This window comes from Ruegeria sp. BG5 (genome assembly GCF_056538425.1).
Map to the genome: position 1 here is coordinate 604,411 of NZ_JBQFTC010000001.1, position 24,089 is coordinate 628,499.

Sequence of the window (24,089 nt, forward strand, 5' to 3'; positions counted from 1 at the left end):
ACTCCCCCACCACTCACTCCAAACTTCCTCACGCGCTCTGCGCGTGAGGCTTTCTAAAAAGGGGGGACACCATGGAAAACGGGACTGCCACTCCTTTCGGCATTTTGGGAAAGGTCGACGCCGTCATAGGCCGGATCGAAGTCTGGATCCTTGGCTGGGGCATTATCCTGATGGCCGTCAACACAATCGCCAATGTCTTTGGCCGCTATGTGTTCAACCAATCCATCTATTTTTCCGAAGAATTGAACGAGTTCCTGATCGTGATCGTCACCTTCATGGGGCTGGGCTATGCCACCCGCAAAGGCATCCATATCCGCATGTCGGCGATCTATGACGCGCTGCCGATCAAGATGCGCAAGGGCCTGATGGTCGTCATCGCCGCCACCACCGCCGTCGTCATGGCCGTCCTGGCCTGGTACGCGCTGGAATATGTGCAGAAAGTCGCCTCGCGCGGGCGGATCACCCCGGCGCTGCAACTGCCGCTGTATCTGACCTATGTCTGGGTGGTGATCGGTCTGGCGCTGGCCTCGTTCCAGTATCTGCTGACCGCAATCCGGAACCTGAATTTCGCCGATGAGGACGTCTACGTCTCGTACCTCGAAATTGACAGCTACGAAGACCCCGAAACCGCAGCCGCCATCAAGAAATTTGAGGAGGCCGACAAATGACCGAGTTGATGCTGGCCGTCATGATCGTCCTGCTGCTGGCGGGCTTTCCGATGAAAATGCCGCTGATCTCGGCCGCGGTGCTGGGGTTCTTGGTCTATTTCCCCACGATGAACATGCAGATCCTGATCCAGCAGATGATCGGAGGGGTCAAACCCGCCGCGCTGATCGCGGTGCCGATGTTCATTCTGGCCGCCGACATCATCACGCGCGGCCATTCCGCCAACCGTCTGATCGACCTTGTCATGAGTTTCATGGGCCATATCAAGGGTGGTCTGGCCATATCTGTCACCTCGGCCTGCGCCCTGTTCGGCGCAGTCTGCGGCTCGACCCAGGCGACCGTTGTGGCCATTGGTGGCGCGATGCGGCCCCGGATGCTGAAATCGGGCTATAGCGACAGTTTCTCGATCGGTCTGATCGTGAACGCCGCCGACCTTGCCTATCTGATCCCACCATCCATCGGCATGATCATCTATGGCGTGGTCTCGGGCACCTCGATCTCGCAATTGTTCATTGCGGGCATCCTGCCGGGGCTGCTGATCGTGGTGCTGTTTTCGGCCTATTGCATGTTCTACGCTTATCGCCATGACATCCCCGTGCTGCCGCGCGAGGGCTGGGGCAAGCGTTTCACTGCCCTGCGCAGGGCGCTGTGGCCCATGGGCTTCCCGGCCATCATCGTCGGCGGCATCTATGGCGGCGTGTTCTCCCCCACCGAGGCGGCGGCGATCTGCGTGCTTTATGCGGTGATCCTTGAGGTCGTGATCTTCCGCTCGATCAAGGTAAAAGACCTGTTCGACATCGCGTTGTCCACCGGGGCCATCACCTCGGTCGTGTTCATCCTGATCGCGGCGGGTGCGGCGTTCAGCTGGACGCTGAGCTTTGCGCAGGTGCCGCAAACCATCATCGCCGCGCTGGGTCTGGAAAACGCCAGCCCGCTGATGGTGCTGCTGGCGATCAACGTGGCCTTCTTTGTGGGTTGCATGTTCGTGGACTCGATTGTGGTGATCCTGATCCTGGTCCCGATCTTTGCCCCGATGATCAAGTCCAGCGGGCTGGACCCGGTGCTGGTCGGCGTGTTGATCACGCTGCAGGTCGCCATCGGTGCCGCCACGCCACCCTTCGGCTGCAACCTGTTCACGGCCATCGCCGTGTTCCGCCGCCCGTTCATCGAAGTGGTACGTGGCGTGCCCCCGTTCCTGATCATTTTGTTGATTGTGACAGGGTTGCTGATAGCTTTTCCCCAAATCGCGCTGTTCCTTCCGGAATTGGCCTATCGTTAAACCATAAGAAACGGAGAATTCATGTCGGGACATGGTTATGAATCTGGTCGTCTGAACCTGCCTTTTGTCGGCATTTCGACCTTCGGCAAGAAACCCTATGTCGAGAACTGGGACGAGATTGACGCCGATGTGGCGATCCTGGGCGCGCCGTTTGATTTCGGCTGTCAGTTCCGCTCGGGCGCGCGGTTTGGCCCGCGCTCGGTGCGTGAGGCATCGACCCTGTTCAGCTTTGGCCATGCAGGCGCTTATGACCACGAGGATGACGCCACTTATCTGGGCGAAGACGTCCGTATCGTCGATCTGGGCGACGCCGATATCATCCACACCAAGACCGAGGAAAGCCACGCCAATATCGAAAATGGCGTCAAGAAAATCCTCGACGCGGGCGCGATCCCGGTCACCATCGGCGGCGACCATTCGGTCAACATCCCCTGCATCAACGCGTATGCCGAGGATTGCGAAAAGAACGGCCCGATCCACGTGATCCAGATCGACGCGCATCTGGACTTTGTCGATGAGCGCCACGGCGTCACCATTGGCCACGGCAACCCGATGCGCCGCGCCATCGAAAAGGATTACGTCTCGGGCATGACCCAACTGGGCATCCGCAACGTGTCTTCGACCGCGAAAGAGGGGTATGACGACGCCCGCGCCCGTGGTTCGGACATCCTGTCGGTGCGGCAGGTGCGCAAGCTGGGCACCGAAGGTGTGCTGGACCGCATCCCCGAAGGTGTTCGGTATTACGTCACCATCGATATCGACGCCTTCTGCCCCTCAATCGCGCCGGGCACGGGCACGCCCAGCCATGGCGGATTCCAGTATTACGACGTTCTGGAAATCCTGCAGGGCCTCAGCAAACGCGGCGACGTGGTGGGCATCGACCTGGTCGAAGTTGCGCCCGCCTATGACCCCAGCGAAAGCACGCAGATTCTGGCGGCACAATTGCTGCTGAACTTCATCGGGTTCATCTTCCACAACAAGTAAGACGCACTGATACGAAAAACGACAGGCCCGCCAGATCACTGGCGGGCCTTTTTCTTGGACCAACACGCGTCTGAACCGCCAGTGGGTCCGGACGCAGGCATCGCTTGCGGCGTCAGAACTTCAGCTCATATTCGCCGCCCAGGCTCAAATACCCGGCCGCATCCACACCGGCGCGGGCAGTGACCTGCCCCAGCTGCAATCGCCGTGACACGTCAGCGGCAACAGACAGGGTCGAGAACCCGTTTCCACGCTCTCCGCTGATGCGGATGCCGTGCTGCCAGCCATGTGCTGTTTCATTGAAGCTTTCGTATTCAAGCTCGGCCCCAAGGCTGCAGGCATTGTCGAAACTTCCCGACGAGGCATAGCACGCCACAACCGGACTGAAGGCCAGAAGCGACGCGCCGTCGTTCACCTCGCGCTCGATCCGCAGTTCTGCAAAAAGCCGCGTGTTGGTCAGCGAGGCCAGTTCCACCAGACCCGATTCAGTGATGCTCTGGAACCGTGCAACCACATCCACATCGACCGACGGCGAATACGCATAGTCGATACCCGCGCGCGGGACGAAACGATAGGTCTCGCGGTCGATCTCACCCGACAGGGCCACGCCCGCGAAACCGGCAAAATACCTGTAATCGCCGGTCGCCGCGATGGTGCCAAAGCTTCTTTCGAAATCCAGATCGAAATCATGACGCCCGACGGCACCGCCCAGATAATAGTCGAGATACAGACCATTGCTGAACCGGTTCGCACCGAAGACACCGGCATTGACGCCAAAGCCCTGAATCTCGCCTCCGCCCTGCTGGTCACATCACCGGTGCTTCCATAAATCCCGACAAAGTAGCCGCGCACCCGGTCGTCGCTGACAAAGCGTTCACGACGGTATGACAGTTTCAGCAGGGTCTGCGACAGGCCGCTGTCTGTCTCGAGGAAGTTCAATGAGCCTTCGATGGTCTCCCACACGTCGCGCGCGCAATTGTAGTTCTGGTGAAACAGCCCACCATCCACCGCCACGTCCGAGCCATTGGCCTGCAAATTGAAGGTTCGGTCCAGGTCCGATGTGTTCTTGCAGGTGTCATACTGTTCCTGCGCTTCGATCGGAGTGAATTCGACCCGGCGATTGCTTGCCTTGCCTTGGGCCGTCGCGTTTGTGTCGATCGGACGGCTTTCGCCATACCCGCGTGCACGATACCCGACTGTGTCCACGCCACGGGCCGTCAGAGCCTGCAAAACCGCATCAACCCGCCGTTGGCTAAGCGCCAGATTGTAGGCATCCGATGCGTCGCTGTCGGTATGGCCGGCAATCTCGAATGCGCTGCCCTCACAGCTTCCCAGAATCTCGGCGATCTCATCCAGAATGGGATCGCTTTCCGGCTTGATAATTGCCTTGTCGGTATCAAACAGGATCGGCCGGTCGTTCAGATGATCGTTCACGGCGGTCGCACATTGACGCGCGCCGCGCTGTCTGAGGCGATCCAGCGCTCCGGCGGCAAAATCCCGGGCCTGCTGGCTTTGCAATTCGACAGTCGTGTCGCGATCTTCCTCCAGAATTGCAATCAGGTCCTCGGCGATCTCGTCGATCAGCGATGGGTTCGACACTTCCACACTCATCCGCGCCGTATCGCAGTTCGTGGGGTTCAATGTCTCGCAAATCTCGTAGGTAAAGACATAGGTGCCTGCGGTCGTGCCCGGAGCCACCTCGATCTCGCCCGCTGCGTTCATGGTGATGGAACCCGTCGCCGGGGCCACGTCCAGACCCAGAACCGTGACACCGTCGCGGGCCGTGCCCGTGTTGGTCAACGTGACTTCCGCCGGGTTCAGGGCGATGCCGTTCAGCGTGTCGTTATCCATAACCGAGGCCGTTGTTGCGCCGGTGATCCCATTCACCGCCGTCGGCGCATCATCCACCGCGTCAATCGCCGCTGCATCGACCATAACCGTCGCCTGCGCCGTGTCGCAGTTGGTGGAGTTCAGCGTCTCGCAGATCTCATAGGTGAAGACATAGGTCCCCGCCGTGGTGCCCGCAGCGACCTCGATCTCACCCGCTGCATTCATGGTGATGGAACCCGCCGTCGGGGTCACATCCAGACCCAGCACCGTCACCCCGTCATTCGCTGTGCCGGAGGTGCCCAGCGAGATATCCGCCGGGTCCAGAACAGAGCCGTTCAGAGTATCATTGTCCAGAACCGAGGCCGTTGTTGCGCCACTCGCCCCATTCACCGCTGTCGGCGCATCATCCACCGCGTCAATCGCCGCTGCATCAACCGAAACCGTCGCCTGCGTCGTGTCGCAATTGGTGGAGTTCAACGTCTCACAGATCTCATAGGTAAACACATAGGTCCCCGCCGTGGTGCCCGCAGCGACCTCGATCTCACCTGCCGCGTTCATCGTGATGGAACCCGCCGTCGGGGTCACATCCAGACCCAGCACCGTCACCCCGTCATTCGCTGTGCCGGAGGTGCCCAGAGAGACATCCGCCGGGTCCAGAACAGAGCCGTTCAGCGTGTCATTGTCCAGAACCGAAGCGGTCGTCGCGCCGCTCACCCCATTCACCGCCGTCGGCGCATCATCCACCGCGTCGATGACCGGGATCGGCAACACAATCGGGGTCGGGGTGCCCGGCCCGCCGGGGTTCGACGTTGGGTTTGTTCCGTTGTCGGACGCATCGGATACCGTCGTGCCGCCCAGATCATCGCCGCTGGCGGTCGCCATGTTGTTCAGGCTGGCCGGCGCCCCTGCCGCAGTGGGGTCCACATTCACGGTGAATTCGACCTGATAGCTGTCACCCGGCGCCAGAACGCCGTCGCTGCCCACAAGCAGGTCATTTGTGCCGTCATAAGACGCGCCATTGCTCGTCGGCAGGCTGGATCCTGCGCCGATGGTCACAGCACTGACCACCGGGGCTGACGTCACCCCATTGAAGGTCGAGCCGAGCTGATCCGATGCTGTCAGGTCGTCCACCAGGCTCAGCGTATCCAGCGTCAGGTTCCCGGTGTTCTGCACGACGATCGTATAGGTCACATTCGCGGTGCGATCGGCCAGCAATGCCCCCACAGAGGCCGATTTTGCAACGCCAAGCTGCGGGGCGGGCGTCAGCGTGAAGCGGGTCGGATCATCGGCCCCTGCCCCTTCGCCAAAGGCGGATTCATCCGACAAATCCGACTGGGGCGACCCCTCGGCGTCGACTGCATTGGCCGAGGCCTGGTTGTCCACAAATCCGGCAACAATGTCTGCTTCGGTAATGGCATAGGTCGCCCGGTGAACCGTTGTCTGTGCCAGCGTGAACGGGTCTGTCGGCTCGGTGCGACCGACAAGGTCTGCCTCGTCGCCATCACCATCGACATTCCCGCCACCTCTGACAAAGGCAGGGACCGGAGGTGTGCCGGTGCCCGTAAAGCTGGATCCGTCCTCGATCACATCGATGTCGAACATCGTCACGTTACTCAGGTTGCGCGTGGTGTATGTATAGGTGACGATTTCACCGGCCTGAGGCGGCGAGGACAATGCGGATGTATCTACCGCCTTGGTCACGGCGATGAACTGGTTGGGCTCATCGTGGTCAAGGAACCCGTTCTGGTCCCAAACCGCGCCGGGAAAGATGACCGAGATATCGTCAAACGTGAAATTGTCGCCGGTACCGGCTCCGTTATAGGTAATGGTCACGTTGCTGACAGGATTTGACAGATCGTAATTTCCGATAAACCCAAAGACCTGATTGCCCAGCGTCACCGAAGCGCCGGTATTCGAATCTGTTACGGTGCCGACCAGATTGCTTCCCACCCAATCCGTGCTGTCCCAAACCGGTGTGCCATCGAAGGAAATCTGCAGGTTCGAGATCGCACCGCCATCATGAATATCACCCAGATACAGACCGAACCCTACAACGGGTTGATTGAAATTGATCGACACGATTGCGGTCTCGCTTGGCGACCCGCCGATCTGGACCGTTGCCTGACGCGATCCGGTTCTTGGGGATGTGCCATACTCGGCGTTGTCGATATCCAGATCGCGGGGAAGGGCGCTGGAATGTGTCGCGGTGATCGAGAACCGGGAGTTTCTGAAGCCGTTCAGCGGTGAGTCGATTGCCGCGCCTTCGAAACTTTCGGAAAAGAACTGGCTGGAGGGTAAAGCGGCAAGCACGCTGTCCCACGCCGCCCCGTCCGTAAGGGTTCCGGTGCCGACGATGTTGGAGATTTGCGTGCCATCCAGCAAGGTGCCGAAGCCTTCCAGAGCGTCAGAGACACCATCGCTGTCGCTGTCCTGCGCAAGGGTCTCGACCGGTGTCAGTATCAGTCCCAACAAAAGCGCCCAAACGAAGAGGGTTTTGGCCAGGAAACCACCGCGCACAGGCAACGCGTTCACCTTCATTCTCATCACCACTTAACAGGCCCGCCGGGGGGCACAAATCACTTTGCCAAAGCGCCAGATATCAAAGTCCTGACCGCCGTTTCCATTGTTAAGGTGCTGGAGTTGCAGGTTGAATTTCGAAAAAAGCTACCGCAGAAGCGCCGCAGTTGCGGTCGCTTTCCTTAGGAAAACGCAATTTCGAAACGGATTTTTTTCAGCGCAATCAGAGTGTATTTGGTGCTGCCGAACGTTACTTGCACGCCCCATCTTGAAGGGCTGGCTTCTACTGACATTTTGTTAAGATCGCGACCAAATGCGGTTTTTGTGACTAAAATTTAGGCAATGTCGCGGCGCAGCATCGCCGCGACACGGCGGTCGGCTGTTGATCCCAGGGCTGAGGGCGCCGCACTAGCATCCGTGTGCCGGGCCACCCGCTGAATTCAGGATCTGTCCTTCTTGTCTTTAACCCACTGATCTGACATTTGTTTCTGCCCCGTTGCCGTCGTCATTCGACCGGGGACAGCAACCGATAAACAGGCAAAAGCCGTCGGAAATCATCGATGGATCGCCGCACCAGGTCCGGCCTGATAACACTTTCGTGATCAGCCCGGTCAATCCATGCCGAATACCCCTTGCGGCGCAGCGCATCTTGATTGGGGTGATCTTTGTCGAAACCGGATGGTACGCGTTTCAGATCGGGTTCGCTGACCCAAATGCCAGCGCCCTGCAACTCGGCAGTCAGTTTCAGCAACTCGGCCCCTTGTGGCCCCGCCATCGCGGTCCGAAACGCGGCCAACGCGGTTTTGTCATACTGGAACACTCCGCATCCCAGCGACAGCTTGCCCGGTGACAGCCCAAAGAACCACATCGGCGGCTGGCCCGCCTGCCCCTCGGGCGTGAAGGCAATGTGGAGATGCGCGTTGTACGGAGTCTTATCCTTGGAAAAACGCACGTCCCGATGGGTGCGAAAGATCTTGCTGGAATGGCTCTGACCGGTCAGGCCATGCAATGCCGTTGCCACGTCGCCTGCAAACTGTTTGCCGGGCTCTTTCAGGTGACGTTCATAGATTGTCTTGTTCGCGGCAAACCATTCTCGCGTGTTGTTCGCCTTCAACCCCTCAAGAAAGCCAAGCGCCTCGGGCGAGAAACAGTTGAATCCGGCCATCACATCCTCCGTTCAGTCTTTTGCGGGCAGGGCTGCGGCGTGTTCAAGGCACATCTGCAACCAGTGCTGCAGGGCATCGTCGTCACAATCCCCCTCATCAACACGGATAAAACCGCCCAGTTTGCGGGTTCCGTGAATCACCGTTTGGGCCGTTGGGTCCGTCAGCGCCGTGGCCTCGTTCGCCTTGCCGACCCGAAACATGAACCGGCCCACGCCGTCCTTGTGCCGTCGCACGCCGCCCAGCATGTTGCCGTTCAAAAAGAAACATTGCCCGCCCATCATCTGTTTCTCGGAAATCCCCACATGCGCGGCCAAAGCGTCACGCATGCGGGCGTTCAGTGCTTCGTCCACTGGCATCAGACGCCCGCGCCAAGGTGCCAGAGGATCGCCAGCGCCAGCACGAGCATGGTCAAGGTCGTCAGCCCGGCCCCAATCGCGCGGCCCTTGCCGTTGGTCGAGGCGCGCAGGCTGAAATAGTGAATCAACCGCGCAAGCAGCAAAACACCGCCACAAGTCGCCACCAGCCAGGTCGGGGTTCCCGCAACCTCGGCCCCCGCAAGGGCCAACAGGGCCAGCGGAACATATTCGACAAAGTTCCCATGCGCCCGCATCAGGCGCAGCAGCCCTTCATCCTCGCCATGCAGCAATTGGATCCCGGTCTGGGCGCGGCGCACTCCGACGGCGATGGCCATCGGAATGCTGATCAACACAAACACCGCCGTCACGGCGAGGGTGATTTCGGGGATATGTACCATCTGAACCCTCCTTCCACGCCGCGCTTAAGACGCCATGCTTTCATATGTGATCAGCGCGAACCGGGCTCCCTGAGGGTCGGTCAGCGTGACCATGCGCCCAACGCCCGGCATGTCCATCACCGGCTGAATGACCGTGGCACCCTTGGCCTGCGCCGTGGCAATACTTGCGTCCACATCTGCAACGGTGAAGAAGATCGTCCAGCTGCCATCGTCCTCGGGCATCGGGGAAAAGCCGCCAATGGCGGTTTCACCGACCACCGCAGCCGAATAGCTTGACCCGTCCTGCATCGGCATGTCGTTGATCGCCCAGCCCAGAACGTCCTGATAAAACGCCTTGGCCTTGCCCTGATCCGGGCCGGAATGGCCGATCCAGCCGGAATTGCCGATTGCGGTCATCTCAAGAATACTCATGGCTTTCTCCCTTGGTTGCGCCCGCCACATGCGGGTCTGATCCAAGGACGCATGAGCGGGGCCGTATCCCTACATCTCGCCCAATTCTTTTTGACTGATTGCGATTTTATCTGTGATTGCAACGCGTTCCGGGCCTGTTGGGGCGAGGGTCAGCGCCGTCTCAAACGCTGCAATCGCCGCCTTGTGGTCGCCGATGTCCTGCAAAAGACCCCCTCGCATCGCGTGAAACCAGCGATACGAGGACAAATCCGCAGCCAGCACTTCCATAGCCTTCAGGGCATCGCGCGGCCCGTACAGCTTGGCTTGCGCAGCGATCTGGTTCAGCCGCACAACCGGGGTTGGTTGCAGGGCGTAAAGGGCAGCATAGTGACTTTCGATGAAGGCCCAATCCGTCTGATCAGACGAGGCCGCGCGGGCGTGTTCCGCCGCAATCGAAGCCTGAATGATATAAACACCCCGATGGCCAATCCGCTGCGCTTTTTGCAAATGCGCCGTCGCCTCTGCGATGTTGGCCTTGTCCCACAGGCTGCGGTCCTGATCGTCCAACGCAACCAGCTTGCCCTGCCCGTCCATCCGCGCGCGCCGTCTGGCGTGTTGCAGCAACAAAAGCGCCAGCAGCGACGCCTGTTCGCCCATCGCAGGAAACAAACCCGCCAGCAGGCGGGCAAGGCGGATGGCCTCTTCACACAAGGTCAGCTTCATCTGCGTCGGCCCGGCGGAAGAGGACCAGCCTTCGCTGAACATCAGGTAGATCATCAGCGACACCTCACCCAACCGCGCGCCGCGTTCCGTCGGGCTGGGCGTTTCAAAGGCGACCCGGTTGCCGGCGATCTTCTTCTTGGCGCGGGTGATACGTTGTTCCATCGTCTTGGGTTTGACCAGAAAGCCACTGGCAATCTCATCCACGCTCAGCCCCGCCACGATCCGCAGGGCGATGGCGATCTGGTCGCGCCGGTCCAGTTCCGGGTGGCAGCAGATGAACAACAGCCGCAAGACATCGTCGCGCAGCTCATCAGGGTCAGGCGTTTCGGCGGGCATCGGCTGAAACTCTTCAGCGTGGAGCGACAGGATTGCGCTGCGGCGGCTGGACTTGCGCACGTGGTCCAGACCCGCGTTCCGGGCGGTGGCCAGCAACCACGCCAGCGGATCGCGCGGCGCACCGTCCTTTGGCCAGACCGTCAGCGCCTTTACGCACGCATCGGCAAAGGCTTCTTCGGCCATGTCGATATCGCCAAACACCCGTGTCAGCGCCGCAAGGGCGCGGGGGCGGTGTTGGGAAAATGTGGCCTCCAGCCAATCCGACATAGGCTATTCCGACGAAATCAGACCACCGGCCCAGGCAACAGGGCGCACTTCTAGCCGTGCAACGGGTGACGAGATCATCTTTGCATACTCCAGCGCCTCATCAAGATCCCGGAAATCTGCGGCGTAGAATCCCAGAAAACTCTCTTTGGTTTCCGAAAACGGCCCATCCGTGATCAGCGGCGCAGCGCCCTCGGCCGTTGCAGGTTCTATCGTGACGGCTGCGGTGGGCGGCATCAGTTTCATCGTCACAAACTCTCCCCGCGCCTTCAGGGCAGTTTGCAATGCGCCGTGGCCCGACATCACCTCATCCTGGCGATCCTTGGGCAATGCCTCGAACACGCCCGCCTGCCCGTAAATCGAGATTACATAGATCATTTCAGCCTCCGCAGTTCGGTTACATGCTGCAAGGACGCGCGAAGACATGCAAATCCGACAGCGGGTTTTGGCTTCGACAAAACCGTCCGGCACGCCCAAGTGCAAATCGCGGTGATTGTTCCAAGCTATGTACCCGTGGCGATAAAGATGCCGTAAGCTGGGGTCGAATGCCTGCAAGGGAACCTTCCGAATGATTGCCTATGTCACCATTGGTGTCGACGATATCGAACGGGCCGAGCGGTTTTATTCCGCGTTTCTGCCTGCCCTTGGATACTCGTTAGAAAGGTATCACGGGGACCTCAGCTATGCGCTGCCAGTGGAACCCGGCCAGCCCCCCTTGCCAGAGTTCTACGTCAAGTCACCGTTTGACGGACACCCCGCCTCGGCCGGGAACGGGACCATGGTCGCATTCGAGGCGCAAACCCAACGCCAGGTTCGCGATCTTCACGCGGCAGCCCTTGCAGCAGGGGGATCTGACGAAGGGCAGCCGGGGTTTCGCGAATCTTACGGCCCGCAATTCTATGTTGGCTACCTTCGGGACCCTCAGGGCAACAAGATCGCCTTGTTTTCCAGCAATCCGAATGAACCCAGGCGGGACGACTAGGCCGAGCGCAATCAGTCGCTGTGACGGGCAAGGATTTGCCCTAGGTAGCTTGTCGAATGCCATGTCTGGCTGGCACAGAATATCCCCGCACAGCCTTTCAGTTTCAAACTGTGCCCGGATGCAGCGCGAATGGATCCCCGAAACCGTCGCCCGGTTTCGGGGTCAAGCAACGCACCCCTCCAAACGGCCCCGTCCAGTGTAAGGTCGGTCAGGATCACATCGCCAATGCGCGCATGGGGGGTCTTGTCCTGGTCCCAGACCCAAACCAGACGACCGCATTTGGTGGTGGCCTCTGCCGTGCAGGGTTCAAACCTGACAATGACGCCCAGCCCCGGTGAGGCGTAGCTGCCAGAAAGCTCGAACGCATCTCCCCGGCCTGCCAGACACACACTGAAAATGACAAGGACCAGCGCCCCGGCTTTGAGGCGGTTCCCGGAGATCCGAGGGGCCGCCTTTGCGAACGCCTGCAGATAGTGCGGATGCTCGGTTTTCATCAGGCGATCCCACCACGAGAAGTAGAGGCCAAGATTGTAACCCGCATGGGCGTGGTGCAGATCGTGATGCGTCACCGTGGTCATCCAGCCAAAAACGGGGCGTCCTGTGGCTGTTGCGGGAAAGACCTCGACCCCGCAATGACCCACGGCATTTCGCAACATCATATGAGTCACAAAGATGAACAGCGCCACGGGATGTGCTGGGATCAGGATCAGTACCAAAGGCAGATAGGCGGCGTTCACCACGGCCTCGCCCAAATCAAAGCTGTAGGACGTGAACGGTGTCGGCTGATACGATCTGTGGTGCAGCCGGTGAAACCTCCGAAACAGAGGCGGATAGTGAAGGGCGCGATGGGTCCAGTAGAACCACGCATCGTGCAGGACGATCAGCAAGACTGTGCTGAGCAGGAAATAGCCCCACCCATAGGCCGCAACGTCCGGGTAGACTGTCATCAGGCCGGCTTTGGCCCCCAATGCGATTGACGTTCCAGCGGCGGCAAAGATCAAAACAGTGCGCAGGCTGGCCAGAACCTCTTGCCTGATCTGGCCTTTTGGCGGTTCCGTGGCTCTGATTTTCTGACCGCGCAGACGGCGGGACAGGAAAACGCTGATCACCAGATAGGTGCCGCCCGCGCCCACAACGTATCGCAGCAGGTCCGCGCCGAAGATATCGGCATAGATGGATGGTATTTCTGAAAGGGCTGTCATTGTTCGCTCCGTCATCAAAAGGGATATGGGCGGAACATGCGCGGGCGTGGTGAGCGCTGGCGCGCCGATTTCGAAACACGGCGCGGATTCTTCAGGATCGGTCAGGATTTTTCACAATCGGCAAGCCTGTGCCGTTGACCCGCGCGGGAAACCGGAATTTGCTTATGGCCACGATGCCGGACACAGCGATCTTTGATCTTTTCCTTCGGGGAAGCGCCTTCGGTGCGCTTGCGCTTTGCGCCCTGGTGTTTCTGACCAACGGCGCGCGGACGCGCAAAAGCGTGTCTGTTGCTTTGCTTTGTCTTGGCCTTGGCCCCTACCTTGTCCTGTCGTCCCCAAATATCGAGCTGGCCCCAGCCGCGCAGTCCGCGCTTATTATGGTGGCCTCGACCATCCCCGTTTTGGTGTACTGGGCCGCCATTGAACTGTTTCAGGACAGCGTTGGGATCAGGCCATGGCAGATTGTCATTGCCGCAATCCTTGTGGTCTCGGCCTGGCTGGCCCATCTGAACCTTCCCACAGGGGCTATCCGGGGTGCCTGCGCGTTGGTTCTTTTTGCGCATATCCTTGGCATTGTCATAAAGGGCGACGCGGATGATCTGGTGGCCACCCGCCGCCGGTTCCGGCGCTGGTTTCTGGCCTGGGTTCTGTGCCTCGGCATCATCATTACAGCGCTTGAGATCACGCAACTGGACCGTGCCCTGCCGCATTGGGTCTACATGTCCCAAGCGACGCTGATCTTTCTGTCGGCAGGCGCGTTCCTGCTGTGGTCGGTGCGATTGCGATCGGATATCTGGATCGTCCAGCCCGCCGGGCAACCAGAGGACGTGACGCTCAGCCCCGCGCAGGCCGCACTGATCGGGCGGATCGAAAAGACAATGTCAGACGGGCTGTGGCGCGAGGAAGGTCTGACCGTGACGCGAATGGCCGCCCATCTTGATACACCCGAGCACCGTATCCGGGCGGCCATCAATCAGGGCATGGGCCATCGGAACTTCCCCAGCTACGTCAACACCTTTCGCATTGACGAGGCTCGGAAACTGCTAATCGCGCCGGACATGGAGGACAGCACCGTGCTGAGCATCGCGTATGAAGTCGGGTTTTCGTCGCTTGGCCCGTTCAACCGGGCGTTCCGGGCCAGCACCGGCATGACACCGACCGAGTTCAGAAAACAATATGGCAAAGGCACCACCCCGGCCCCGGCTTAACGGCGGCGGAGCTTCCTTGCACGTCAATCTCCTAGCCCGTGTCGCCCGACATCTCGGCGTCCAAAAACGCTTCGGCGCTATCGACTTCCCTCAGCTTTCGGCCCTTGATCCACCAGAACCGGGTTCCGACAGTGCGGATGAACTGCCTGTCATGGCTGACCAGTAGACAGGTGGTATCCTGGGCGATCAACTCTGCCTCCAACAGTTCTTGCCCGGCGATGTCCAGGTGGTTCGTGGGCTCGTCCAGCAGATAGAAATTGGGATTCTCCAGCCGCAGGACCAGCATGGCCAGACGCGCTTTTTGCCCACCTGAAAGCTGACCGATCGGGCGGTCCTGCCGCGCAATCTCGATCCCTGCCCCGGCCAGAACCTGACGCGCGCGCCGGTCGCCAATGTCGGACCGGTGCGTGACAGCGATCATCGGCGTTGCCGCATCGTTCAATTGCTCAAAACTCTGACCTGAATAAGCCGGAATGATCGAGGATGCGCATCGGATCTGCCCCTCTTCACCAGTCAACGCACGCCGGACCGCCTGGATCAGCCGGGTTTTCCCGGCCCCGTTTGTGCCCAGCAAAACCACGCGGTCGCCCTTGGTGATCCATTTTTGACCGGTTCGGTACAAGGGCGCGCCATCGGGTTTGGTGATGGTCATATCCTCCAGTGACACCAGTGCCCTTGCATGGGTGCCGCTATTTGCCAGCCTGATTTGCCCCGCATCCTTTTCCTGATGTGCTGGCCTTGCCATCTCCTCAAGGCGTTCGGCACGTTCGGTCAGACGCTTTGTCTTGGTCAGCAACAGGTCCGAGCCCGAATTGATCCCGACATTCTTGAGTTTTGCCGCCTGGCGCCGCAATTGCCGCACCTTGTTCATGTCGTTGGAATACTGCCGCGCATCGGCCGTGTCCGCCTCGTCCAATGCCTCCCGCGCTGCAGAAAACGGCAGGTTGAACACGCGCGAATGGTCCGGCCGGATAAACAGCGTCCTGTTCGTTGTTTCGTCCAGAAACGCCCGGTCATGCGAGGTCATCAAAATGGCGACACTGTGCGGCAGGGCTGCAAGCCAATCCTGCAACAAGGCGATCCGGCGCAAGTCCAGATGGTTGGTGGGTTCGTCCAGTAACAGAAGATCCGGCTGATTGACCCAAGCCGCGGCAAGCAGCGCCGTTCGCTGCCAGCCCCCGCTGAGTTCGGCCAAAGGGACCTGCTGAACCTCGAACGGCACCTGCAAATCCGCAAGGGCCACGTCGACTTTCCAGCTTTCATACTCTGCCACCTCGGGCGGCAGGTTGCGAAGAACCCAGTCATACAACGTAACCGACAGCGCCGCATCGGGGACATCTTGCGGAACATATCCGACGCGCAGCCCCCTGCTGCGCGTGATTTCGCCGGATGTTTGTTCGATCAGACCAGCAAGGCATTTCAAAAGCGTGGATTTACCACGGCCATTGGCTGCAATCAGGCCAATGCGGTCACCTTTTGAAATGGTCAGATCAAGGTTCTGAAAAAGAGGAGTCCCCAGCGTTACGCCAAGCGACTTGGTATTGAGAAGAGTCATAACGGTCTCGTGTCACAAGAAATGCGCCGCCACGCGGCTTTGGGCAGACCGTCAATCGGATAAGGATTTGGTCAGCCCTGCAAACGGATTTGCAGGGCAAAACAGGGACCATGCTGAAGTCGGCGTGTGATGCGCATGCTCAGCAATTGCCCTCCTCTTGTGACCGTTCAGACAGGGAAAGGTTAGCCGGGCTGAGGTGTTCAGGCAAGTCGCAGCGGACGTCTTGATCTTGCATTCTTGCTGAAACAGGGGTGATGTTCGGGTGCCTACGGCGTGATTGCGACAGGAGCAGGCAGTGGATTCGCGTTCAATCGTCCTGACAATCGGATTTGGTCTGGTCCTGATCAACACCATGCCGGTCTGGATTGGCGATCTGGCGTCAAATGCCCGTCTGTCTGACGCTCAGGCCGGGGGTATCGGCAGTCTTGTCCTGTTGTCCGCCGCTGTGGCCTGCGCCACTGCCAGACACGCAATCCGTGCCGGTCTGGCAAAGATCGGCGTGCCGGTGTGCCTTGTCTATCTGGCCCTCAGCCCGCCTTTGAACGCTGTCTTCACACTGGTCGCCTGCTGTATTCTCGGGCTGGCGATCGGGTCTTTGGCCGGGTTCGCGACACGCGGTTTGGGCAGTCTTGGCACAGGGCTTCGCGTTATCAGCACGGCGATGACAGTCGGGTTGGTGGTCTCACTGATCGTCTATCTGGTATTGCCAGTATTGGGTATTTCGTCCTTCTGGGTTCTGGCTGTGATCTCTCTCGGCCTGCTCGCTGCGCCGCTGCAGACATCACCCGCCGGGCAGCACGTCAACTGGCGCAGCATCCTCGCGGATGTGCCTGCCCGATACCTTCCCTTTTTCGTGCTGATGGGTGCATATTGGACCTATCTGGAGCTTTTCGGAGGCAGGTTCGAGGACGCGCAGAACCTGCCCTTCTGGCTGCTTTCCAGCCTTGTAACAGGCGCGTTGGGATCAATCCTTGCCTCGCAGGTGCCAGCAAACTGGCGCGGCAGGGCCCAATCGCTGTCGATGTTCGCCGCCGCGCTGATCGGGGCGCTGAGCTACGTGGCGCCAACCCTGTTCCTGTTCGGCCTGACAATACTCTTGAACGGGTTCGCCTTGTTTCTGTTCTTTCCCCTTTATTTGGGAACCGCCGGTGACCGGGCACCGGGGGCGATGGCCGGATACCTGCTTGGGTTCGCTATTGGAGGGGTGGCCGGGGCCGTGCTGGTTCATGCTGCGGGATACACATCGCTGGCGGCCGCGATCCTGTTGTCCGGCGTTATTGGCCTTCTGCCGCGCCGGTAATGGTCAACCCTGCCCTGCGCCAGCTTGACAAGGCCTGCTCGACAAGGTCCGAGTTCGCCTCCCACATCGCCAGTTCCTGAAAGACGCGGGTTTCGAAGTCCGGGAAAACCTGCTTCAGGGCCAAAACCTCTTGCTGCGCCGCGTCCAGATCGTCGAGGGCGACATACAGCCAGACAAGATGCGCATGGTACCAATAAAATCCCGGCATCGGGACTTTCTGAAGCTCGACCAACGCCGCCTCGTTCAGTCCCAGTCTGGCGTATCTCCAGACCTTGGCGAAATGGTACCAACCGGGATGTTCCGGGCTGATGTCCATGGCCCGGTCCAACAGCTGCAATGCCTCATCTTCCCGGCCCAGAAATGCGTAGCAATGGCCGATTTCCGACAGCACATCCGAATGCCCCGGATTCAAGGCTAGCGCCTTTTGCGCCGCCTGATCAAAGGCGGCGACATCCATTGCGAACAACCGACACATAGCCAGTGCAACCCAGGCAAACGCATTGCGCGGGTCTGAGACAGTCGCCTTTTCTGCCGCCTCCGTCGCCAAGGCCAGGGCATCGATACCGGGCCTTTCGTTGACGTGATACCGAAACTCTTCCAGCAAGATGACAGAATAGGCCGCCCATCCGTCCGAGGCATCCGGGTGGCGATCCAATGCCTGCGGCAGTTCCTCGCGCAAACGGGCGTGCAATTCTATGTCGTAGGTGCGGTAAAACCGGCGAAACTCGGACACCAGACGAAAGATCGTCCAACTGGAATGGGACGTTTCGGTTCGGATTTCTGCGGCGATCCTGTCGGCCACCGGCCCATGCGGGCCAGCAAGTCGGCCTGCGCAGGTCAGGGCGATCTTGTCCTGCACATCAAACAGCGACGCAACCGTGGCCTCGCTATCGAACTGATCGGTAACCACAATCGCGCCGGTTTCCGTCGATACCAGTTGCACGCTGACACGCAATCTGGCTTCGGTCTGACGAACGCTGCCTTCGATGACAAACTCTGCCCCATAGCGGCGGCGGATCTCGTCATGATCCAGTTGAGCAGCCTGAATGGCGTCTGCGGTGGTGCGGGACAACACCTTGAAGTCCCGGAACCGGGACAGGCTTGCAATGATCTCGTCCGTGATCCCGTCGCAGATGAACTGGGCCTCTGCATCCCGGCTTGTGTTCTTGAAGGCCAAAACAACCAGACAAGGGACAGCCGGTTCAGGTCTGCCCCGCTCAGCCACCGGGGCGGGATCAAGGGCCATTCGGAATCCCACACCATGAACCGTCTTGATGACCCGCTGCGCCGTGCCGCTGTCCCCGACTGCGCGCCGCGCTTCTTTTATGGCGGTCGAAAGGGTGGCGTCCGTGACAATGCGATCCCCCCAGACTCTGAGAATCAGGTCATCCTTGCTGACGACAGCTCCGCCAGCCTCAAAAAGCGTGCGCAATATCCCTAGCGACTGCCGGGTCAGCCTAAGGGTCTGACCGCCATGGGTGGCCGTCACCTGATCAAAATCGATCTCGGCATCTGAAATCCGGACTTTCATGACCTCACACTAGCTGCACTGCAAATCCACGCAAAGCCTCAGACATTCTCAGGGTTTTCTCAGGTTTGCCTCAAGCCCGCATAGCGCCGCCGGGGTAGCACATCCTCATCACTGAACGAAGACACCCCATTCTCAGGAGGGAGGAAAGATGAAATACCGAAACGCTCTGCCGCAATTGTCCGGACATTCGATGATCACCGATGGTGGGTTAGAAACCTTTCTGATCTTCCAGAAGGGGATCGACCTGCCGCTGTTTGCCTCTTTCAAGGCGCTGGAGACCGAAGAGGGCGTGGCCGCCCTGGACGCCTACATGATGCAGTTCGCCGAGATGGCCGTCGCGGAAAAACGCGGATTTGTCATGGACACACCGACCTGGCGCGCCAGTGCCCGTTGGGCCGCCGAACTGGGCATCAGCCATGACACGTTGCGCGCGGTACACCGGGAAGCCATCTGCAACCTCAGCAAGCTACGCGACCGGATGGAAATCGAAGGCCGATCCCCCTTTGTCATCAACGGCGTCCTTGGCCCGCAGGATGATGGATACGCGCCGACGCGCATTCTGACACCGGATCAGGCCCAAGCCTACCATGACGCGCAGGTCGGCTGGTTCGAAGAGTTCGGGGCCGACATGGTCTCGGCCATCACGATGACCTACTCGGCCGAGGCTTTGGGTATCGCACGGGCCGCCAAGGCACGGGGCATTCCGGTGGCCATCGCCTTCACGCTCGAAACCGACGGGCTGTTGCCCTCGGGCGAGACCTTGCAGCAGGCGATCGAGGCGGTTGATGCCGATACCGACGCCTACCCTGCCTACTACATGATCAATTGCGCCCATCCGGACCATTTCGCCCATGTTTTGAACGGCGACTGGACCCGACGGATCATGGGGCTGCGTGCCAACGCGTCACGGCAAAGCCACGCCGAACTGGATGCTGCCGAAACGCTGGATGACGGCAAGCCGGCCGAGCTTGGGGCGCTTTATGCAGGACTGTCGGCGATGCTGCCGAACCTGACTGTCATGGGCGGATGCTGCGGCACAGACCACCGCCATGTCTCTGCGATCTGCAAGGCAACGGAACCCGCCTGAGATCGCCCAACCCTTCGGGCTTTTGGCCCTGACCAGATCGCCGCCTGCGGACAGGTCCGCGGGCGGGTGATGACCCATTGAAAACTGAAACTGAAAGGAAAATTCAATGTTCAAATCAATTCTCTCAACGCTCGCAATCATGGCGTCCACCGGAATGGCCTATGCGCAAGAGCCGCTGATGGCGTTCGATGTGGCCGAAGATCACACGCGGATCTTCATGGCGGCGGACCCTGTGCACGAAAACGGGATGCCGGCCCATGGCAACGCATTCGTAAGCCAGGGTTACATCTACCCCGCCGGCACGCTCAGCGATCAGACCAAAGGCGTCAATCAGGATGGCAGCCCGGCCTTTCCCGGACTGGTTCTGGGGACCTGGACCTGTGATGGGTACTTTGTCGGCGAAGGCGGCAACGCGACCTCGGGTGTCTGGGTCATCAGCCGACAGGTTTTTGAATTCAACGACGGGGACACCGTGATCACGCAAGGCCCCGAAATCGCTGATATCGGCAAGGAAAACCTGCGCCCGGTTACCGGATCGACAGGCGAATTTGTCGGGATTGAGGGAGGGCTGGTTCAAACCACACTGGGCTTCAACGAATTCATGGCCATCAACGCAACTTTCAAGTTTGAAACCGCCGAGAAGGATCACGCCTCTTACAAGGTCGATGACGGTGACTTTCTGGAATGGGACTCGGGCGTGCCCGTTGGCCCGATCGAGTTCACAGCCGACGCCAATTCCTGATCGCACTTAGCAGCGCCATGCCCGGTATCCGACCGGGCATGGTGCCTTGTGCAAATTCATCCAATTCACGCGTGGACGTTATGAAAGACACAACACTCCCTGAAATTCGACCTGCGTCCAGAAACGACGCAAAAGACCTTGCCAAGCTGATCGACATTGCAGGCGAGGGTATCCCCTCATGGCTGTGGGCAAAGTCAGTGGCCCCCGGACAAACCGTGCTCGACGTCGGCATGGCGCGGGCGCAACGCACCAGCGGCGGCTTTTCCTATACCAACGCTATTCTCGCCCGGAACCAGAACCACGTGTTGGGCATGGCGTTGACCTATCCGATTGAAACGGTGCCCGAAGGAAACATCGCGGACCTTCCGGATCCGATCAAACCCTTCGTCGAGCTTGAGGCGCTGTCGACCGGGACATGGTTTGTCAACGCGCTGGCCGTCTACGCCTCGGCCCGAAACCGGGGCATCGGAAGCGCGCTACTGGCCGAGGTCGAGAACACTGCCCGCCGGGCCGGGTACCAAAAGCTGAGCATTCAGGTCTATGGCCAAAATACCGGCGCGCTGCGGCTGTATCGCAGGCTTGGCTTTGAACCGGTCGCGCAGGCGCCCGTGCGGAACCACCCTTGCCAGCCCTACTACACCGGCGACGTCGTCTTGCTGATCCGCAACCTGCCCTGACCTGCCGTTTGACCGGGTCTGCACCCGCCCAGTGCTTGCCCCAGCCTTTTCAGGAGTTGAAAACAATGCACATCAGTTTGAGATCTTTGATTGTGACGCCCTTATTGGGCGTCATGCTCTCAACCTTCGCCCTGCCGCAGGTTTCCTGGGCCGAGCATTGGTTGCCCTTGCCCGATCCGCTGGAGGACACGGATTTCCTGTATGACGGTGCACCCTCGGACACGTTGGTCGAGTTGGGCCGCAACCTGTTTTTCGACCCGATCCTGTCCGGAAACAAGAACATATCCTGTGGCACCTGCCATGACCCCAGCCTGGGGTCGGGGGATGGTTTGGCCTTGGGCATTGGCGAAGGCGGTACAGGGACCGGGGCGCATCGCGTCACACATGATGCCGTCAACGGGCGCATTCCGCGCAACGCTCAGGCGCTTTGGAACATCGGGGCACGGGCCTACACAAGCATGTTTCACGATGGGCGGGTCGAGGCGATGGGCGCAACCATTCGAAACCCGGCCGGATCAGCCCTTCCGCCTGATCTGAGCAGCGTTCTGGCGGCTCAGGCGTTTTTCCCGGTGACATCGCCATTGGAAATGGCCGGTCAGTATGGCGAGAACCCAGTCGCCGATGCCGCAGCAACCGAGGACAGGGCGACAGTCTGGGCGCTGCTTGCAAAGACGGTTTCCGAAATTCCCGCATATGTCGCCCTTTTTGATGCCGCCTTTCACGAGATCAGGCAGCCATCAGACATTACCTACGCGCATATTGCCGAAGCACTTGCAGCCTTTCAGACCGTGGCTTTTCGATCTGACAACAGCCCGTTTGATCTGGTGTTGCGGACAGGGGATATGTCGCATCTGTCCCACGATGCGCAGGCAGGTCTGCAGCTGTTTTACGGCAAGGCGGGCTGTTCCGGCTGCCACAGCGGGCCGCTTTTGACCGATCATGGTTTTCACGCTATCGCCATGCCGCAGATTGGGCCCGGCAAGGGCCACGGGGCGGATCTGGAATACTGGCGCGAGACCGGGTTCTTTGCCCGAACCGAGGATGAGGGCCGATACAGGGTCAGCAAACGCGGCAAAGATCTGTTTGCGTTTCGTACCCCGTCTTTGCGAAACGTCGCGATTACAGGTCCGTGGGGGCATAGCGGCGCGTATGACACGCTTGAAGACGTCATCCGTCACCACATTGACCCGGTCGGCAGCCTGAACCGCTATGGTCTAAAACCCGATATCTTGCCTGAACTGAAACATGTCCAACGGCTTTCGGCGCGTGGGTCGGCCTTGAGTTTCACCGCAGTCGAACCCGACCGCCGGGGCGCTTTCGATACCCGCGATGGCTGGGTTCTTGAATCCCCCAACCTGAAAGCACGCATCGCCGCCGCGAACCAGCTCGAGCCGCGCCCCGATCTGACAGATCGCGACGTTGCGCATCTTGTGGCCTTTCTGAACGCGTTGACGGATCCAGCCACGAACACCCTGCGCCACTGGGTGCCCGATGACGTACCCTCGGGGCTTGATCCGCAGCCAAACTAGGTTGGAATTGGGGTTGCCGCACCCGGTCGGATCGAGACGGACCGAGATGCCATTCTGAAACAGCACCTTCGGGCTTTCGGATACCGCAATGCTGGTGAATCTGGCTCGTTCCGAGGTGTCAGCAGGTGCCCTTGGCGTCTCATGTTGAGGCTCAGCAAGATGCGACCAAAGACGTCAGGGCTTTACGAACAGTTTCCGGGGGCGGTTGCAAAAACACTCTGCCGGGCCGGACTCGCGGATCAGAATGGATTCAGTGATCTCCAGACCCCAATCCTGCATCCACAGGCCCGGCATGAAGTGGAAGGTCATTCCGGGTTCCAGGATGGTCTCGTCCTCATCCCTCAGGGAAATTGTCCGCTCGCCCCAATCCGGCGGGTAACTCAGGCCAATCGGATAGCCGCACCGCGCGCCGCGTTCGATCCCGGCGCGTTCCAGAGGGGCTGCCAGAGCGGCTGCAATATCCCGCGCCCGGTTGCCGGCGCGCGCCGCGTCCAGCCCGGCCTCCAACCCTTCGACCAGCGCCGCTTCGGCCCGTTTCATCTGCTCCGGAGGCTCACCCAGAAAGACCGAGCGGCAGAATGGGGCGTGGTAGCGCCGGTAACACCCTGACAGTTCAAAGAACGTGCATTCACCAGATTTGAACACGTCACCGTTCCAGGTCAGATGCGGCGCAGCTGCATCCGATCCGGACGGCAACAGCGGCACAATCGCAGCGTAATCGCCCCAATCCTCTCCAACCCCGGTGATCGCGTCGTGATAGATCTGCGCGACCAGTTCATTCTTACGCAGGCCCGGTTCGACCCTGTCCAGCACCCCATCGACGATATGCTCGGAAATCCGCGCCGCCTTGCGCATCAGGGCGATTTCTTCGCCGGATTTAACCGCCCGCTGCCAGTTCACCAAGGCGGTGGCATCCACAAAACTTGCGTTGGGCAGTTCGGCTTCTAGGGTCTGATGGGCCTTGGCCGAGTAGTAGTAATTGTCCATCTCGACACCGATACGGCTTGTACCATGACCGAACCGGGCGATGACCTGCGCCAGATCCTGCATCGGATGACGGGTTGTGGATTGCACAAAGTGATCGGCATATCCCAGAATGCGATCATCCCCCATCCACACCGTCCGCAGTGCGCCATTGCTGTCTTGCTGCCGCCCCCACCAGACCGGATCTGCATCGAGGAAGACTAGCACCCCCTGATGCACATAGAAGGACCACCCCTCATACCCTGTCAGCCAGGCCATGTTGGACGGGTCCTGAACGAACAGACAATCCAGACCTTTCGCCGCCATCGCGTTTCGGGTCTTGGCAAGACGACGGTCATATTCAGCTTGAGTGAACGCAGGGTCAGAATGAGTCATCGCCACCTCGG

General features: G+C 59.9%; 22 protein-coding genes. 10 read left to right on the forward strand and 12 right to left on the reverse strand.

Annotation, left to right across the window (positions count from 1 at the left end; translation table 11 throughout):
• Positions 1-71 precede the first annotated feature (71 nt).
• From ACR0KX_RS02845 to speB, 3 genes are read left to right on the forward strand one after another with little or no spacing between them, the layout of a single operon-like run.
• The gene (locus tag ACR0KX_RS02845; protein ID WP_170622406.1) at positions 72-668 is read left to right on the forward strand and encodes a TRAP transporter small permease; all 597 of its coding nucleotides are present in this window, start codon (positions 72-74) and stop codon (positions 666-668) included.
• Positions 665-1,945 (forward strand): TRAP transporter large permease, encoded by a 1,281-nt coding sequence (locus ACR0KX_RS02850; protein ID WP_170622407.1) that lies wholly within the window; start codon positions 665-667, stop codon positions 1,943-1,945. The genes ACR0KX_RS02845 and ACR0KX_RS02850 overlap by 4 nt, the downstream gene beginning before the upstream one ends.
• A 21-nt stretch (positions 1,946-1,966) precedes the next feature.
• Complete coding sequence (gene speB / locus ACR0KX_RS02855; protein WP_170622408.1) at positions 1,967-2,929, forward strand: agmatinase; 963 nt, start codon at positions 1,967-1,969, stop codon at positions 2,927-2,929.
• 112 nt (positions 2,930-3,041) lie between these two features.
• Here speB and ACR0KX_RS02860 read toward each other — a convergent pair whose 3' ends face one another.
• The 8 genes from ACR0KX_RS02860 to ACR0KX_RS02895 all read right to left on the reverse strand — a co-directional run bounded on the left by ACR0KX_RS02860 (position 3,042) and on the right by ACR0KX_RS02895 (position 11,284).
• A complete protein-coding gene (locus ACR0KX_RS02860) occupies positions 3,042-3,401 on the reverse strand; it encodes a hypothetical protein (protein ID WP_480707815.1) in 360 nt (119 codons plus the stop codon).
• The gene (locus ACR0KX_RS02865) at positions 3,383-7,294 is read right to left on the reverse strand and encodes an OmpA family protein (RefSeq protein WP_480707816.1); all 3,912 of its coding nucleotides are present in this window, start codon (positions 7,292-7,294) and stop codon (positions 3,383-3,385) included. The genes ACR0KX_RS02860 and ACR0KX_RS02865 overlap by 19 nt, the downstream gene beginning before the upstream one ends.
• Positions 7,295-7,778: 484 nt before the next feature.
• Complete coding sequence (locus tag ACR0KX_RS02870) at positions 7,779-8,438, reverse strand: DUF2461 domain-containing protein (RefSeq protein ID WP_170622411.1); 660 nt, start codon at positions 8,436-8,438, stop codon at positions 7,779-7,781.
• 12 nt (positions 8,439-8,450) lie between these two features.
• Positions 8,451-8,789, reverse strand: coding sequence for a TfoX/Sxy family protein (locus ACR0KX_RS02875; protein WP_480707817.1), 339 nt, complete (start codon positions 8,787-8,789; stop codon positions 8,451-8,453).
• A gap of 5 nt (positions 8,790-8,794) precedes the next feature.
• Positions 8,795-9,193, reverse strand: coding sequence for an MAPEG family protein (locus ACR0KX_RS02880; RefSeq protein ID WP_170622413.1), 399 nt, complete (start codon positions 9,191-9,193; stop codon positions 8,795-8,797).
• A 24-nt stretch (positions 9,194-9,217) separates the two neighbouring features.
• Complete coding sequence (locus ACR0KX_RS02885; RefSeq protein ID WP_170622414.1) at positions 9,218-9,604, reverse strand: VOC family protein; 387 nt, start codon at positions 9,602-9,604, stop codon at positions 9,218-9,220.
• A gap of 69 nt (positions 9,605-9,673) precedes the next feature.
• Entirely contained in the window at positions 9,674-10,909 is a 1,236-nt protein-coding gene (locus ACR0KX_RS02890) for a sigma-70 family RNA polymerase sigma factor (protein ID WP_170622415.1), read from the reverse strand.
• Positions 10,910-10,912: 3 nt separating this feature from the next.
• Complete coding sequence (locus ACR0KX_RS02895) at positions 10,913-11,284, reverse strand: YciI family protein (protein ID WP_170622416.1); 372 nt, start codon at positions 11,282-11,284, stop codon at positions 10,913-10,915.
• A 190-nt stretch (positions 11,285-11,474) separates the two neighbouring features.
• Here ACR0KX_RS02895 and ACR0KX_RS02900 point away from each other — a divergent pair, with 190 nt between their 5' ends.
• Positions 11,475-11,888 (forward strand): VOC family protein, encoded by a 414-nt coding sequence (locus ACR0KX_RS02900; RefSeq protein WP_170622417.1) that lies wholly within the window; start codon positions 11,475-11,477, stop codon positions 11,886-11,888.
• Positions 11,889-11,899: 11 nt separating this feature from the next.
• On the opposite strand, the gene ACR0KX_RS02905 is transcribed toward ACR0KX_RS02900, so the two are convergent.
• Entirely contained in the window at positions 11,900-13,090 is a 1,191-nt protein-coding gene (locus ACR0KX_RS02905; RefSeq protein ID WP_170622418.1) for a sterol desaturase family protein, read from the reverse strand.
• 164 nt (positions 13,091-13,254) lie between these two features.
• Between ACR0KX_RS02905 and ACR0KX_RS02910 the strand changes: the two genes are divergently transcribed.
• Positions 13,255-14,298: a helix-turn-helix domain-containing protein gene (locus ACR0KX_RS02910; protein ID WP_170622419.1), complete on the forward strand. Its 1,044-nt coding sequence runs from the start codon at positions 13,255-13,257 to the stop codon at positions 14,296-14,298.
• Between the two features lie 31 nt (positions 14,299-14,329).
• On the opposite strand, the gene ACR0KX_RS02915 is transcribed toward ACR0KX_RS02910, so the two are convergent.
• Positions 14,330-15,853, reverse strand: a complete 1,524-nt coding sequence (locus ACR0KX_RS02915; protein ID WP_480707818.1) for an ABC-F family ATP-binding cassette domain-containing protein — start codon at positions 15,851-15,853, stop codon at positions 14,330-14,332.
• 295 nt (positions 15,854-16,148) lie between these two features.
• On the opposite strand from ACR0KX_RS02915, the gene ACR0KX_RS02920 reads away from it, so the two are divergent.
• A complete protein-coding gene (locus tag ACR0KX_RS02920) occupies positions 16,149-17,153 on the forward strand; it encodes an MFS transporter (protein ID WP_170622421.1) in 1,005 nt (334 codons plus the stop codon).
• Here ACR0KX_RS02920 and ACR0KX_RS02925 read toward each other — a convergent pair.
• Positions 17,128-18,684 carry a winged helix-turn-helix domain-containing protein gene (locus tag ACR0KX_RS02925; protein WP_170622422.1) on the reverse strand — a complete coding sequence of 519 codons (1,557 nt, stop codon included), beginning with the start codon at positions 18,682-18,684 and terminating at the stop codon, positions 17,128-17,130. The two genes, ACR0KX_RS02920 and ACR0KX_RS02925, sit on opposite strands and share 26 nt — an antisense overlap.
• Before the next feature lie 148 nt (positions 18,685-18,832).
• Here ACR0KX_RS02925 and ACR0KX_RS02930 point away from each other — a divergent pair, with 148 nt between their 5' ends.
• From ACR0KX_RS02930 to ACR0KX_RS02945, 4 genes are all read left to right on the forward strand, one after another.
• Positions 18,833-19,771 (forward strand): homocysteine S-methyltransferase family protein, encoded by a 939-nt coding sequence (locus ACR0KX_RS02930; protein WP_170622423.1) that lies wholly within the window; start codon positions 18,833-18,835, stop codon positions 19,769-19,771.
• Positions 19,772-19,877: 106 nt separating this feature from the next.
• Positions 19,878-20,513 carry a hypothetical protein gene (locus ACR0KX_RS02935; RefSeq protein WP_170622424.1) on the forward strand — a complete coding sequence of 212 codons (636 nt, stop codon included), beginning with the start codon at positions 19,878-19,880 and terminating at the stop codon, positions 20,511-20,513.
• Positions 20,514-20,593: 80 nt separating this feature from the next.
• Positions 20,594-21,190, forward strand: a complete 597-nt coding sequence (locus ACR0KX_RS02940) for a GNAT family N-acetyltransferase (protein ID WP_170622425.1) — start codon at positions 20,594-20,596, stop codon at positions 21,188-21,190.
• 92 nt (positions 21,191-21,282) lie between these two features.
• Positions 21,283-22,719: a cytochrome-c peroxidase gene (locus ACR0KX_RS02945; RefSeq protein ID WP_480707819.1), complete on the forward strand. Its 1,437-nt coding sequence runs from the start codon at positions 21,283-21,285 to the stop codon at positions 22,717-22,719.
• 174 nt (positions 22,720-22,893) lie between these two features.
• Here ACR0KX_RS02945 and ACR0KX_RS02950 read toward each other — a convergent pair whose 3' ends face one another.
• The gene (locus ACR0KX_RS02950; protein WP_170622426.1) at positions 22,894-24,078 is read right to left on the reverse strand and encodes a M24 family metallopeptidase; all 1,185 of its coding nucleotides are present in this window, start codon (positions 24,076-24,078) and stop codon (positions 22,894-22,896) included.
• Positions 24,079-24,089 lie beyond the last annotated feature (11 nt).